The 14209-nt window shown below is 59.3% G+C and carries 11 protein-coding genes; 4 read left to right on the top strand and 7 right to left on the bottom strand.

Features of this window, described 5'->3' with window-relative positions; translation table 11 throughout:
• Positions 1 to 160 precede the first annotated feature (160 nt).
• Both RBA40_RS10620 and RBA40_RS10615 read right to left on the bottom strand, forming a co-directional pair.
• Complete coding sequence (locus tag RBA40_RS10620) at positions 161 to 1786, bottom strand: GMC family oxidoreductase (protein ID WP_306647866.1); 1626 nt, start codon at positions 1784 to 1786, stop codon at positions 161 to 163.
• 21 nt (positions 1787 to 1807) lie between these two features.
• Positions 1808 to 2845, bottom strand: a complete 1038-nt coding sequence (locus tag RBA40_RS10615) for an NAD(P)H-dependent flavin oxidoreductase (protein ID WP_306647865.1) — start codon at positions 2843 to 2845, stop codon at positions 1808 to 1810.
• Positions 2846 to 3763: 918 nt separating this feature from the next.
• Between RBA40_RS10615 and RBA40_RS10610 the strand changes: the two genes are divergently transcribed.
• Positions 3764 to 4633, top strand: a complete 870-nt coding sequence (locus tag RBA40_RS10610; RefSeq protein ID WP_445352050.1) for a 5'-methylthioadenosine/adenosylhomocysteine nucleosidase — start codon at positions 3764 to 3766, stop codon at positions 4631 to 4633.
• Here the strand turns inward: RBA40_RS10610 and ald are convergent.
• Positions 4603 to 5718, bottom strand: a complete 1116-nt coding sequence (ald, locus tag RBA40_RS10605) for an alanine dehydrogenase (protein WP_306647864.1) — start codon at positions 5716 to 5718, stop codon at positions 4603 to 4605. The two genes, RBA40_RS10610 and ald, sit on opposite strands and share 31 nt — an antisense overlap.
• A 35-nt stretch (positions 5719 to 5753) precedes the next feature.
• Positions 5754 to 9401: a trifunctional transcriptional regulator/proline dehydrogenase/L-glutamate gamma-semialdehyde dehydrogenase gene (gene putA / locus RBA40_RS10600; RefSeq protein ID WP_306647863.1), complete on the bottom strand. Its 3648-nt coding sequence runs from the start codon at positions 9399 to 9401 to the stop codon at positions 5754 to 5756.
• Between the two features lie 219 nt (positions 9402 to 9620).
• Here putA and RBA40_RS10595 point away from each other — a divergent pair, with 219 nt between their 5' ends.
• Positions 9621 to 10076 (top strand): Lrp/AsnC ligand binding domain-containing protein, encoded by a 456-nt coding sequence (locus RBA40_RS10595; protein WP_054265452.1) that lies wholly within the window; start codon positions 9621 to 9623, stop codon positions 10074 to 10076.
• Positions 10077 to 10216: 140 nt separating this feature from the next.
• Complete coding sequence (locus RBA40_RS10590) at positions 10217 to 11779, top strand: methyl-accepting chemotaxis protein (RefSeq protein WP_306647862.1); 1563 nt, start codon at positions 10217 to 10219, stop codon at positions 11777 to 11779.
• Between the two features lie 46 nt (positions 11780 to 11825).
• Here RBA40_RS10590 and RBA40_RS10585 read toward each other — a convergent pair whose 3' ends face one another.
• On the bottom strand, positions 11826 to 12776 hold the full coding sequence (locus RBA40_RS10585; protein ID WP_306627414.1) for a LysR family transcriptional regulator: 951 nt from the start codon (positions 12774 to 12776) through the stop codon (positions 11826 to 11828).
• A gap of 144 nt (positions 12777 to 12920) precedes the next feature.
• Between RBA40_RS10585 and RBA40_RS10580 the strand changes: the two genes are divergently transcribed.
• Positions 12921 to 13208, top strand: coding sequence for a hypothetical protein (locus RBA40_RS10580; protein ID WP_306647861.1), 288 nt, complete (start codon positions 12921 to 12923; stop codon positions 13206 to 13208).
• 85 nt (positions 13209 to 13293) lie between these two features.
• On the opposite strand, the gene RBA40_RS10575 is transcribed toward RBA40_RS10580, so the two are convergent.
• Positions 13294 to 13881: a chalcone isomerase family protein gene (locus RBA40_RS10575; RefSeq protein ID WP_306647860.1), complete on the bottom strand. Its 588-nt coding sequence runs from the start codon at positions 13879 to 13881 to the stop codon at positions 13294 to 13296.
• 28 nt (positions 13882 to 13909) lie between these two features.
• On the bottom strand, positions 13910 to 14032 hold the full coding sequence (locus RBA40_RS10570) for a hypothetical protein (protein WP_306647859.1): 123 nt from the start codon (positions 14030 to 14032) through the stop codon (positions 13910 to 13912).
• Positions 14033 to 14209 lie beyond the last annotated feature (177 nt).

Below are 14209 nucleotides of genomic sequence, written 5' to 3'. Positions count from 1 at the left end.
TTTATTTTCATACCGCTTTGAAAACTTTTTTGTTCGACTATACACAGATTGGATTTTGCTCACAATACAGTATAACTACCATGCCGCCAGCTCTGATGCCTATCAGGCAAGCGACATGGAAGTGCAACTTTGCGGCAGTTTTGGGGTCTGCCTGGAGCGCTTATTTGGCCGCTTGGGCGATGAGCAGGGCCGCGCGTTCGGCAATCATGATGGTCGGGCTGTTGGTATTGCCCGAGGTGATCAGCGGCATGACAGACGCGTCGACCACCCGCAATTTGTGCACGCCGTTCACGCGCAGTTCACTGTCGACGACGGCCATCGGGTCCCCTGCCCTGCCCATTTTGCAGGTACCGACCGGATGGAAAATCGTCGTGCCGATCTGGCCGGCGGCTTCGGCCAGTTCTTCTTCCGTGCGAAACGTGATGCCCGGTTTGAATTCCTGTGGCGCATAGCGCGCCAGCGCCGGCGCGGACACGATTTTGCGCGTCAATGTCAGCGCGGCGGCCGCGGTTTTGCGGTCTTGCTCCGTACTCAGGTAATTTGGCGTGATTTTCGGCGCGGCGTAGGAATCGCCGGAGGCGATGCGCACATGCCCGCGCGATGTCGGCCGCAGGTTGCACACGCTTGCCGTGAACGCGGGAAACGGGTGCAAGGGATCGCCGAATTTTTCCAGCGACAAAGGCTGCACGTGATATTGCAGGTTGGGCGTGGCCTGGCCCGGATCGGACCTGGCAAACGCGCCCAGTTGCGACGGCGCCATCGACATCGGCCCGCTCTGGAACATCGCGTATTCGATGCCGATCTTCATCTTGCCGAACCAGCTTGCGGCCGTGGTGTTCAGGGTGCGCGCATTGCTGACTTTGTAGATCATTCGCAGCTGCAAATGATCCTGCAAGTTATCCCCAACCCCGGGTGCATCGACATGCACCGCCACGCCCGCGTCGCGCAGCAGCGCCGCCGGCCCGATGCCCGACAGTTGCAAAATCTGCGGTGAACCGACCGCGCCGGCGGTCAGCACAGTTTCACGGACCGCGGCCGCCGTGAACGCCGTGCCGCCGCCGGTAAATTCGACGCCGCGGCACACTTTGCCCTGTTCTGTATCTTCGATGATCAATCGTTCCACGTGACAACCCGTCATGATGGTCAGGTTGGCGCGCTTGGCGGCCGGCTTGAGGAAAGCCTTGGCCGTGTTCCAGCGGATGCCGCGCTTCTGGTTGACATCGAAATAGTTGCAACCGTCGTTATCGCCCCCGTTGAAATCCTCGATTTTACGGATGCCGGTTTGTTCCGCGGCATCGCGAAACGCGTCGAGCAATTGCCACGACAGGCGTTGCTTCTCGACCCGCCACTCGCCGCCGGCGCCATGCAGTTCGCTGGCACCGCCGTGATAATCCTCGCTCTTTTTGAACAGCGGCAAAACCTTGTCCCAGCTCCAGCCAGCATCGCCAGTCAGTTCGGCCCAACGATCGTAATCCTGCGACTGGCCGCGCATGTAGATCATGCCGTTGATCGAGGAACTGCCGCCAAGGACTTTGCCGCGCGGGTAAATCAGCGAGCGGCCGTTCAGGCCGGCGTCGGGTTCCGTCTTGTACAGCCAGTCGGTGCGCGGGTTCCCGATGCAGTGCAGATAGCCGACCGGAATGTGGATCCAGACATAGTCGTCGCGCCCGCCCGCCTCGATCAGCAGCACATTGGTCTCGCGGCGCCGGGTCAGGCGGTTGGCCAGTACGCAGCCGGCGGTGCCGCCGCCGACAATGATGTAGTCGTATTCTCCTGCCGATTCCAAATGCTGCTCCTCGTCTCGTTTTTATGTTGTACGCATCTCGGCCACCAGCATTTGCATCAGTTTCGCTACCGGCATCGGCCGCGCCCGGCGGATTTCGGCACCCGCCCAGAGCGACATCAGTTCGGTGTCGCCCCGTTCGGCAGCGGCTGCGCGTATGCCCGTGGTCAATGCGTTTTGGACAGGATACGCTGGAACTTGCTTCTCGACACTTTCCATCTTGCGCATGAAGGTGTTTTCCAGACCGCGTGCGTAGCGGCCGCTGAAGGCGCGGGTCAGGCGGGTGGGGGTGTCGCGCGCCGCGATCAGCCGCTGTTTATAGGCGGGGTGGATGCCGGATTCGTCGGTCACAAGAAACGCGCTGCCCATTTGCACTGCCTGCGCGCCCAGTGACAGCGCTTCGGCGATATCGACCCCGGCCATGATGCCGCCGGCGGCAATCATCGGAATCTTGACGGCCTGCGCAACCTGGGGCCAGAGTGCTTTTCCACCCAGGGTGGCATCTTCTTGCGGACCAAGGAAAGTCCCACGATGGCCGCCCGACTCGACTCCCGATGCAATCACAGCGTCAGCGCCGACGTTTTCCCAAGCCAATGCTTCATCCACCGTGGTGACCGTGCCCATGACGTAGATCCCCGCATCGTGCAGACGCTCGACCTGGATTGGCGTCAGGATGCCGAACGTAAAACTGGCTGCCGCAGGACGCAGTTCGATCAAGGTATCGAACTGTGCATCGAAATCCTGGCACCACTGCGATGGTATCGGTAATTTATCCCAGCCGAGGCTTTCCCAGACCGGGCGCAGCAGTTCAACGGCGGCGTTCACCTCTTCCGCACTGGGTGTTGGTGTCTGGAGAACAAAAAAATTCAGCAAAAACGGCTGATCGGTCATCGCTCTGATCCGGCCCACCTCGTCGCGCAAGGCTGCGGGTGACATCAACGATCCCGCCATGCAACCGAGGCCGCCTGAATTCGATACCGCGGCCACCAATTCGGCCCGACTGGCGCCGCCAGCCATCGGCCCTTGCAAAATTGGAAACTTAAACAATGCGTGCAGCTCCATACCACCTCCCTCAACGTTCGCAGGGACCTGTGGATAAGCCTATTGATATCCACAGGCACCGTTTGTGGATAAACGCGACTTTATTCACAGGCCAAAATTTGTCCCAGATTGGTACCAGCCGGATACAGAGCTCATCACCGACTTATACCTCTCGCAAGCTCATGATTTCGTACAGGTTTTTGCCATTATCCACAGAAAAACGCACCTGTTAACAACTACTACTAAATCTATATTTAACCTTTTTAGGTAAACCATCAAGACCTTTGAAAAACGAAAACCAAAAACCCGGGACCCCTGAAATCCAAAAAAATTTTCTTTGCTTAACAAAAAGTGAAAGTTTCCAAAAAAAAAGAATCGGCCACAAAAACCTGCCGGTCACTTTTCTGAAGACGAAAAAAAAGCCGCAAACGGCTCGTCTGACTGGCAGCACATGTGGATAAGTCGATGGATATCCACAGGATGAGATGTGCAAAACCGTGGACTTTGTTCACAGGCAAATTTTTGTCCAACAGTCATCCGTTGAAGATACAGGTCTTTTCCAGCGACTTTTTCGATGCGTAAACTACTGATCCTGTTGATAAAACCGGACTTATCCACATAAAAACCGCCGTTTACTATCACTACTAAATTTGTATACATACTACTTATATAAAACCCTAAACCCCGGCAAAGCGGTGCATAACCTCGTAGTCATCCACAGCAAAATCCTCCAAAAGCCCAAAAACCCTGAAAAACAAGCGTTTACGAGCACATCCTGGTAAAAACCCAGAACCGGCAATGCACTGAGAAGCTCCTGAAGGCACCGCCAAGGCCATGGAAGAGGTAGTGGACCGCAAGGCGGGACTGTCTGCAGAAATCGACGCTGGCGGCCTTCTGCGCGCCTTCCGAAGCTTGCAGTGCACGTAGAACTGTTTATCCTTGTGGAAAACTCGCGACTTACCCACATGCACGTTCACCAAAAAGGTTCTGCAAAGCATGAATTCAGGCAAAAACATACGTTTAGGCATCATTAGCGCTTTGCACGAAGAGCAGGAAGGGCTCGTGGAAGCCATGCAAGGCCCCGCCACGCTCATCCATGGCATGCGCAACTACGCATCAGGACAAGTCGCTGGCATCGACGCTGTGTGCGTCCTGTCGCGGATTGGCAAGGTTGCCGCTGCCATGACCGCGACAACGCTTGTGGAAAAGTACGGAGTTACCCACATCCTGTTCACCGGCGTTGCCGGCGCCGGAGATGCTGGCGTGAAGGTGGGCGATATCGTGGTGGCCGAATCGCTGGTCCAGTACGACATGGATGCCAGTCCCCTGTTTCCGCGCTTTGAGGTGCCGCTGACCGGCTTGTCGCATTTTCAGTCGGATTTGCACATGAGCCAGCGCGTCGCCAGTGCCGCGCTCGAATTCCTCGACAAGGATTTTGAAACCGTCATCGATGGCGCCGAACGCAGCGAATTCGGCCTGGAACGGCCACGGGTGCACCGCGGCCTGATTGCCAGCGGCGATCAGTTCATCAGCAAACGCGCGCACCTGGCGCAGTTGAACGGATCGCTGCCAGGCTTGCTGGCGGTGGAAATGGAAGGAGCGGCAGTGGCCCAGGTGTGTTTCGAACTGGGCATCCCGTTTGCGGTGATCCGGACGATTTCGGATAACGCGAATGAAGAGGCGGCGACCGATTTCATGCGCTTCGTGAAATCAGTCGCCTCCCGTTATGCTTTTCATATCGTCACGCGTTTCTGCGCCGACCTGAAAAGCCGGCCGAATCAACCCAGCAGGGAGTCGGCCGGGGTGTAGTCGTAACCGAGTGCCTGGGCAATCGCCGCGTAGGTGATTTTGCCTTTGCAGACATTCAGGCCGTTTTTCAGATGCGCGTCGTCGGCCAGGGCTTTTTTCCAGCCCTTTTCCGCCAGCGCCACCGCATGGCCGATCGTCGCGTTATTCAATGCGAAGGTCGACGTGCGCGCCACCGCACCCGGCATGTTGGCCACGCAGTAATGCACCACGCCGTCGACGATATAGGTCGGATCGGCGTGCGTGGTCGCATGCGAAGTTTCAAAACAGCCGCCCTGGTCGATCGCCACATCGACCACCACCGCGCCCGCCTTCATCTTCGAAATCATCGCGCGTGTGACCAGCTTGGGCGCCGCGGCACCTGGCACCAGCACGCCGCCGATCACCAGGTCGGCCGACAGCACCGCTTCCTCGATCGACTGGGCATTCGAATACTGGGTCGAAATCCGGTTGCCGAATACCAGATCGAGCTGGCGCAGGCGGTCGATGCTTTTGTCGAGCACCGTCACCCGCGCGCCGGTACCCACCGCCATTTGCAGCGCATTGGTACCCACCACGCCCGCTCCGATAATCACCACATGGCCGGCTGCCACGCCCGGTACGCCGCCGAGCAGCAATCCCATGCCGCCTTTGGATTTTTCGAGATGGGCGGCGCCGGCCTGGATGGCCATGCGCCCCGCCACTTCGCTCATGGGAGCGAGCAGCGGCAAACCGCCGCCGGCGCCGGTGATGGTTTCGTATGCAATGCAGATGGCGCCCGATTTCACCAGTGCCGTGGTCTGATCCGGATCCGGCGCCAGGTGCAGATAGGTGTACAGAATCTGGCCGTCGCGCAGCATCGCGCATTCGACCGGCTGCGGTTCCTTGACTTTGACGATCATGTCGGCGCGCGCGAAAATCTCTTTCGCGTCGTCGACAATGCTCGCACCGGCGGCGACGTACTGCTCATCGGATAACCCGATTTCAGCGCCCGCATTTTTCTGAACCAGTACCTGGTGCCCGCGCGAGCTTAATTCGCGCACGCTCGGCGGTGTCAGGCCTACCCGGTATTCGTGATTCTTGATCTCTTTTGGAACGCCTACAATCATGTCATCCTCCAAGGGGTAGTTTTATATTTGAATCATTACAGACCTAAGGTCATCAGGCTTGCGTTTCCGCCAGCCGCAGTGGTATTGACGCACAGTGCGCGCTCGGCCACCATGCGCCACAGCGCAATCGCACCTTCTTCCGAGGTATCGATCACGCCGACAATCGCTCCCTGGCGGCTTGCCAGCACCGGCCACAATTCGGCCGCCAGCGACGCTTCCACCAAGGCAATCTGAAACTGGCATTCCGCCGTATCGGCCCCGCTCACAAAGGTGATGCGGTCCGCCACTTCCGGCGGCAAACCTTCGGGAATGACTTCCTTCGCCCGCGCCAGCACAATCGCCTGATTCCCCGTTGCCAGGCAAGCCGCCAATTGATTGAGCAACACGCCAGGCGTTGCCGCCGCACACAGAATGGCGCCGCGCGGGACAAACGACAAGTCGTTGCGTTCGCCTGTCGGACCAGGCAGGCTCAGGTTGGTGCCGGCGAGCGTGGTGCGCATGTATTCTTCGGCCAGGGTGACCACGTGGCCGTGGCCGTGGGCCTTGGCCCACACCAGCAAGGCATCCAGGCCCGGCGTGGCCAGGCGTTCATGTTGCAGCAGCGCCGGCGCGGCGCGCTGCAGGCGCTTGAGGTACAGCGGACCGCCCGCTTTCGGGCCGGTTCCGGACTGGCCTTCGCCGCCGAACGGCTGCACGCCGACAACGGCGCCGACGATATTGCGGTTCACGTAGATATTGCCGACATGCGCGCGCGAGGTAATGAAATCGATCGTTTCATCGATGCGCGAATGCACGCCGAGCGTGAGGCCGAAACCGGTGGCGTTGATCGAATCGATCAGCTTCGGCAAATCGGCGCGGCGATAACGGATGATGTGCAAGACCGGGCCGAATACCTCGTGCTTGAGCTCGGACAAGGAGCCGATTTCGAGCACGGTCGGAGCCACGAAGGTGCCTTGCGCCGCCACTGCCGCCGGTAATTCCAGCGCAAAATGGTTTTTGGCTGTCGGCTTCATGCGCTCGATATGGCGCAGCAGGTTTTGCTGTGCTTCCGCATCGATCACGGGACCGATATCGGTCGCCAGGCGATCCGGCACGCCCACGCGCAATTCCTGCATCGCGCCCTTGAGCATCTTGATGGTTTTATCGGCGATTTCCTGTTGCAGGAACAATACGCGCAAGGCGGAGCAACGCTGGCCGGCACTATCGAAGGCCGACGTCATCACATCCTGCACCACTTGTTCCGGCAAGGCCGACGAATCGACGATCAGCGCATTCTGGCCGCCCGTTTCGGCGATCAGCGGAATATCGCAGGATTCCTTGACCGAGCGCGCCGCCAGGGTGCGGTTGATCAGTTGCGCCACTTCGGTGGAGCCGGTAAAAATCACGCCCTTGACGCGTGAATCGGCGGTCAGGCCGGCGCCGACCACTTCGCCGCGGCCCGGCAAGAATTGCAGGGCCGCTTTTGGAATCCCCGCTTCATGGAACAGCTGCACCGCGCGATAAGCGATCAGCGGTGTTTGTTCCGCCGGTTTTGCCAGCACCACGTTGCCAGCGGCAAGCGCCGCCGCCACCTGGCCGGTAAAGATCGCGAGCGGGAAATTCCACGGGCTGATACAGGTGACCGGACCGAGTGCCAGCACATGCTGCGTACCGTGCACCTGGGCCGCGTAATAGCGCAGGAAATCGACCGCTTCGCGGATTTCGGCAATCGCATTCGGCAGCGATTTGCCGGCTTCGCGAATGGCCAGCGCCATCAGTTCCGGGTAGTTTTCTTCAAACAGATCGGCCACGCGCGAGAGCATCGTTGCACGCTCCGTCGGCCCCGTGGTTTGCCAGTCCATGGCGTAATTGCTGGCGCTGTGCAGCGCCGTTTCCACGTCGGCGCTACTGGCGTCGCTGACCTGCCCGACCACGTCGGCATGCAGCGCCGGATTGCGAATCGACGCGGGCGCGCCGGCAACCACGGGGCCGTCGATCAATGGCGCGGCGTGGTAATTGCGCGGCTGTGCCAGTGCGGTGCCGATATTGCGCAGCACATCTTCGTTGGTCAGGTCGAGGCCGGCCGAATTCTTGCGTTCCGCATTGAACAGGGCAAGCGGCAAGGCAATGCCCGGATGCGGCGCACCGCCCTGCGCGCGCGATGCCTCGAACGGATCGGCGATGAGCGATTCGATCTGTACTTTTTCATCGACGATCTGGTTCACGAACGAGGAATTGGCGCCGTTTTCCAGCAAGCGGCGCACCAGGTAGGCGAGCAGCGTTTCGTGCGAACCGACCGGCGCATAAATGCGGCACGGCTTATCCAGATTGGCTTTGCCGACGACCTGGTCGTACAGCGTTTCGCCCATGCCATGCAGGCACTGGAATTCGTAATCGGTGATGCCGTCCTGCTGCGCCCAGGTGTAGATCACCGACAGACTGTGCGCATTGTGGGTCGCAAATTGCGGGTACAACAGGCTGCTTGCGCCGAGCAGTTTTTTGGCGCAGGTCAGGTATGACACGTCGGTGTACACCTTGCGCGTATAGACCGGATAACCGGGCATGCCGTCGACTTGCGCGCGCTTGATTTCAGCATCCCAATATGCGCCTTTGACCAGCCGCACCATGAATTTGCGGCCGCTGCGGCGTGCCAGGTCGATCAGGTAATCGATCACGAACGGGCAGCGCTTCTGATATGCCTGCACCACGAAGCCGATACCCTCGAAACCGGCCAGTTCCGGATCGAACGCCATCGCTTCCATCATGTCGAGCGAAATTTCCAGGCGGTCGGCTTCTTCTGCATCGATATTGATGCCGATGTTGTACTGCTTGGCCAGCAATACCAGGCTGCGCACGCGCGGCAGCAATTCGCTCATCATGCGCATATGCTGCGCGCGGCTGTAACGCGGATGCAGGGCCGACAGCTTGACCGAAATGCCCGGACCATCCTTGATGCCGCGCCCGTTCGATGCCTTGCCGATTGCATGGATCGCCGTTTCGTACGAGGCGTAATAGTTCTTCGCATCCACTTCGGTCAGGGCCGCTTCTCCCAGCATGTCGTAGGAATAGCGGTAGCCGCGCTGCTCGTTCTCGCGGCTGTTCTTGATCGCTTCGCCGATGGTCTGGCCGGTCACGAACTGGTTGCCCAGCATGCGCATCGCCAAATCCACGCCCTTGCGGATCAGCGGCTCGCCGCCTTTGCCGATCAGTTTGGTCAGGGCGGAACCGAGTCCGGTTTCGCTGCTGGTGCCGACCAGCTTGCCGGTAATGAGCAAACCCCAGGTGGCGGCGTTGACAAACAGCGAAGGCGATTCGCCCAGGTGCTTGCGCCAGTCGCCCTTGCTGATCTTGTCGGCAATGAGGCGGTCGGCGGTCTGGCTGTCGGGAATGCGCAGCAGCGCTTCAGCCAAACACATCAGTGCGACGCCTTCTTCGGAAGACAGCGAGAATTCATGCATCAGCGCATCGACGCCGGACGAACGCGTGCGTTTTTCGCGCACGGCCGAGACCAGGCGGTGCGCCAGCGTGTGCGCATCCGGATGAGCTTTGTTGCCCTGCCCCAGCAGCCAGGCAACGGCCTCTGCTTCATCGCGCCGGTAAGCGGCGGTGATGGCGGCGCGCAGCGGCGTCTGGTCCGGTTTGATTTCGGCCAGCAGCGCGGAGAAGGGAACGAAGGGGGTGGCCGAAGCAGCGGCAGTTTGCATTGAGAACTCTTTTACTAGGATTGAACGAATCGGAAAGACGACACCGCGCACCTCCGGCGCGGCTTTTCCGTGAAGGCTAGCCACGCTGGAAGTGCGCGAAAAGATGATTCGATTGTAGAGTGAAATCTTCTGGATTAATTCTGGTATTACAGAAGACTAGCAATAGATAGTTTTTGGTGAGACAATTTCACCAAATAAAATTTATTGCGGAGATCTCGAATGCTGGACAAGATTAGCAAGAAAATTCTGTCGGAACTACAAAGCGACGGCCGGATCAGCAACGTGGAACTCGCGGCGCGGGTGAACCTGTCGCCGGCGGCTTGCCTGGAACGGGTGCGCAAACTGCACGAATCGGGCTACATCATGGGCTACACGGCCCAGCTCAATCCCCAGTTGCTCGACGTTTCCTTGCTCGTTTTCATCGAAGTCGTGCTCGACCGCACGACGCCCGAAGTCTTCGATGCCTTCAAGAATAGCGTACAAATCATCCCTGAGGTGCTCGAATGCCACATGGTGGCCGGCGGCTTCGACTATCTGGTCAAGGCGCGGGTCAAGGATATGGCGGCGTACCGCGAATTCCTTGGCAAAACCTTGCTCCAGAAAGGTGTGCGCGAAACCCATACCTACGCCGTCATGGAAGAAGTGAAAAATACCACTAAACTGCCGATCAAATAAGCACTTGGTGGAAATGTTTTTCTTTGGACACATTGCCTTGCAAATGCGTTGAGCTTCCTTTGCTTATGCTGTAGGTTATGAATCTCGAATACCGGGATTCTCAGCTGTACTAGGGGCGCCAGCGGCGGCCAAAGGAACACATGAAGCTACTTCAATCGAAGTCGGGACGGCTCGCGCTCGGCTGCTGCGGCGCTGCCGCCGGCGGCGTCCTCGCTGTTTTCCTGCTCGGCCTGGCCGCCGGTCCGGCGCTGGGGCCCGTGCCCGCGGCTGCCATCTCGGGCGTGGTCAGCCTTGGACTCTTCCTCCTCCTGCAAAAGAACGGCGATGGCCACCATAGCCAGCAGTTTATCGCCGTTGTCGGTCACTCGATCGACGACATCATGATCGGCGCCGCCGAAACCTCGTATTTTGTCGACTCGGTCAAGAAAAAGATCGAGAAAGACGTGCAGACCGCCCTCGGCATCGTCGCCAGCGCCGAAGACGTGGCGCACACAACCGAGCAAATCGCCATCAATGCCGAGCGCGCCGCCAAGGTGGCGGCCGAAGTGCGCAGCGAAAGCATGGCCGGACGCGCCGAGGTGGCTGAAGGGCTCAGGCGCATCAGCAGCGCCCGCGTCGACGCCCAGCAGGCGGCCAGCACCATGAGCGCGCTGCAGGAAAAGTCGAAAGCCATCACCGGTTTTACCGACGTTATTACCGAAATTTCCGCACGCACCAACCTGCTGGCGCTCAATGCCGCGATCGAAGCGGCGCGCGCCGGCGAACACGGGCGCGGGTTTGCGGTCGTGGCCGGTGAAGTGCGGCAACTGGCGCACCGCACCCGTGAGGCGGCCGGCGAAATCAGCATGATGGTGCGGGCGATTAATGAACAGGCGGCAACGGCGAGCGTGGGCATGGCCTCGCTGGCCACGTTGGTGAACGATGCGGCTGGCAATGTGGAGCGGGTTCACGGTTTCCTGGGCAATATCGAACGCTCCTCAGGCTTATCGGAATCGGAAATCGGGCAGATTGCGGGGGCGGCGCGCACGCACGTGGAAACGACGCGCGGCATTTCCGGCGCGCTGACGCAGATCCGCGACAGCATGCTGTCGACCAATGCGGAGTTGCCGCGCGCGACAGGCTCGGCGATGGCGCTGGCCGAAAAGGCGGAATCGATTGCCGGGGCCATGGGGGAGTCCATGCTCGCGACATCGCATGATGCGATCCGTATGGCGGCGCAGCAGGCAGCGGCCGAGGTAGGACAGTTGTTCAGCGCGGCGCTCAAAGCGAGCCAGATCACCCATGAGGCGCTGTTCGACCGTCGTTACAAGGCCATTCCGAATACCGATCCACCCAAGCACAATACGCGCTTCGATGCGTTTACCGACCGCGTGCTGCCGGCCTTGCAGGAGGGGTTATTGGCGAGCATGCCGCAGCTGGCCTATGCGGGTGCGGTGGATAATAATGGCTACTTCCCGACCCACAACAAGAAGTTCTCGCAGCCGCTCACGGGCGATTACGATGTGGATATCGTGAACAACCGCACCAAGCGGATTTTCGACGACCGCACCGGATCGCGCTGCGGATCGAATACCAAGCCGTTTTTGCTGCAGACGTACAAGCGCGATACGGGGGAAGTCATGCACGACTTGTCGGTGCCGATTTATGTGGATGGGAAGCACTGGGGCGGGTTCCGGGTTGGTTATCGGTCGGCGGCCAAGTAGGTATCGATCCTGACACCTGCTACCGTCGTTCCCGCGCCGACTCGACTCAATCGCTATTCGCCACCCCTCTCAAGTTCGTCGTATTCATCCCCTCCAAATGCTTGCGCAGCCATTTATGCGCGGGGCTGCGGGCGTCGCGTTCGTGCCAGAGCATATCGAGGTGTACGGCCGGCAAACTGAACGGCAGCTCGCGCCACACCAGCGCATCGGTCATCCCGGTCGAGGCGATCAGGTGCTTCGGCAGCACGGTTATCAAATCCGAATTGGCCACCACCCGCCCCGCCGTGAAGAACTGGTTCACCGTCAGCAAAATGCGCCGCTCGCGTCCCAGCTGCGCCAGCGCTTCGTCGACCAATCCATGCGCGCGCCCGGAAAAGCTGACCAGCAGGTGATTCGCCGCGCAGTAATTTTCCATCCCCAGTTCCACCTTGGCCAGCGGGTGATTCTTGCGCATCACGCACACGTAATGCCCCGAATACAGCCGCTCATGGCGGATCGGTGAACTGGTGTCGCTCGACAACTGCGCGGCCACGCCAGGGAAAAAACCCACCGCCAGGTCGATGTCGCCGCGCAGCAGCATCGGCCGCGGTTCGCGCGTCGTCAGCGGCACCATGCGCACATTCACGCCCGGGGCCTCGCTCTCGATCGAACGCATCAGCGAAGGCAGCCAGAACGCCGCCGTGGCGTCCGCCATCGCCATGCGGAAGGTCGCGTGCGCCTTGGATACGTCGAAGGTTTCCGGGGTAACAGCCGCTTCCAGCCCGGCCAGGGCCTGGCGCACGGCCGGCCACAGCGACTCGGCGCGCGGGGTCGGCTTGACGCCGTAGGCTGTGCGGATGAGCAATTCGTCGCCCAGACTCTCGCGCAAGCGCTTGATCGCGTTCGATACCGCCGGTTGCGTCATGGCCAGATGGCCGGCCGCGCGCGTCAGGTTTTGCTCGGTCATCACCGCGTCGAACACACGCAGCAGGTTCAGGTCCAGCGTCAGAAAGCTCATGGCGATTCAGAAAAGTTGGCGATTAGGTATCATACCGCAATCCATTCACCATTAATATAATTGATATGGGATTTTGGAATTGGATTTATATGTTGCGTTGCACTATAGTTGATACATAACAACTGCTACTGCGATTTCAACATCATGTCTATTTTGCTGCAAACCACGGGCGACACCGCCTTCTCGCTGATGCCGCTGCTGCGCAGCGTCGGCCTGGTGCTGGCGATCGCCGCGGTCGCCCTGTTCTTCAAGCCTTTGCTGGTTGGCATCTTCCGCGCGCTGGTGCTGGTGGTGAATCCACGCCTGAGCAAGGACCAGGTGGACGCCCGCCGCAACATGCGCAACGCCAAACTGCTGCAACGGATGACGAATTCTTCTTCCGGCAACGCCAGCCTCACCGCCGAACTGCGCGCCATGGCCGCCCGTTCCTGATCGTCAGCCAGTCGCGAAGGCGGCTGCACAAAAAAAAAGCGGCGCCTGGAATATTCCGGCGCCGCCTTTTTATTGATCAGGGATTTTATTTCCCCGAGAGCAAGGCTGTCTTCAAGCCGGCATCGACCGGACGCTCGCCCATCCAGATGCGCAAGATCGCGTTGTAGAACAACATGTCGGGTACGACTTCGCCGATCTTCTTGCCATTGAACTCGCATTGGGTACCGGTGCCGGGAATCCAGTCCAGGTGCAGGACATCGCCCTTCTTCAATACTTGCAGCAGGCCGAACATTTCGCCGAATTTGCTGATCTGCGAAACGATCTTGGATTTCTCATCGTTATTGAGGTTGTTGTTCAGGCCGTTCATGAACGCGTCGCCGAAATCATCCGACGTCAAGTCGCGCATCAGCACGAGGCTGACGCGGCGCGGGCCATCCATTTTCATGATCTCAGGGAACGATTTGCTCTTTTCCGGCAGGTACAGCGCGGTGACATACACCTTGGCCACGAATTTCTGGCGCATCCCGTAGCCATTGAGCTTAAGATCCTTGCCGGCGATCTTGATGGTGTCTTCCAGCTTGACGCCGCTGATCTCCGCCGCGGAGGCACCCTGGCCGAAGGCGCAAGCGAGGACAATACCTGCCAGCAAGCCTTTGAAAGTGAATCTGTTCATTGCGATCATGGTGTCTCCAGTGGTTAATCTATTTTTGTTCCGCATGAAAAACGCTCCTGCCGGCCTGCGGCTTGCCGGCATCAAGTAAGTCGACCGGCACGCCAGCATCTTCCTTCAACGCAGCAGCCGGCACGACGGTGGACAAGGCCATAGCGCCATCGTATTTACGCGGCGGGTATTATAGTCTTTACGTACGGTCGAGATGCTGCCGGAATGTGCGCTGCGAGGAAAATTTAATGTAGGCGAACTAATGGACTAGGTAAATATACCATTGTATTTCTTAAAAAAATTGCCGTAGAGGCATTTTATGCAGGTTTTATGATGATTT

It is taken from the genome of Massilia pseudoviolaceinigra (genome assembly GCF_030846505.1).
GTDB lineage: Bacteria > Pseudomonadota > Gammaproteobacteria > Burkholderiales > Burkholderiaceae_D > Telluria_A > Telluria_A violaceinigra.
Note: the sequence above shows the minus strand (reverse complement) of the source record. Positions and strands in the feature narration are given on the sequence as shown.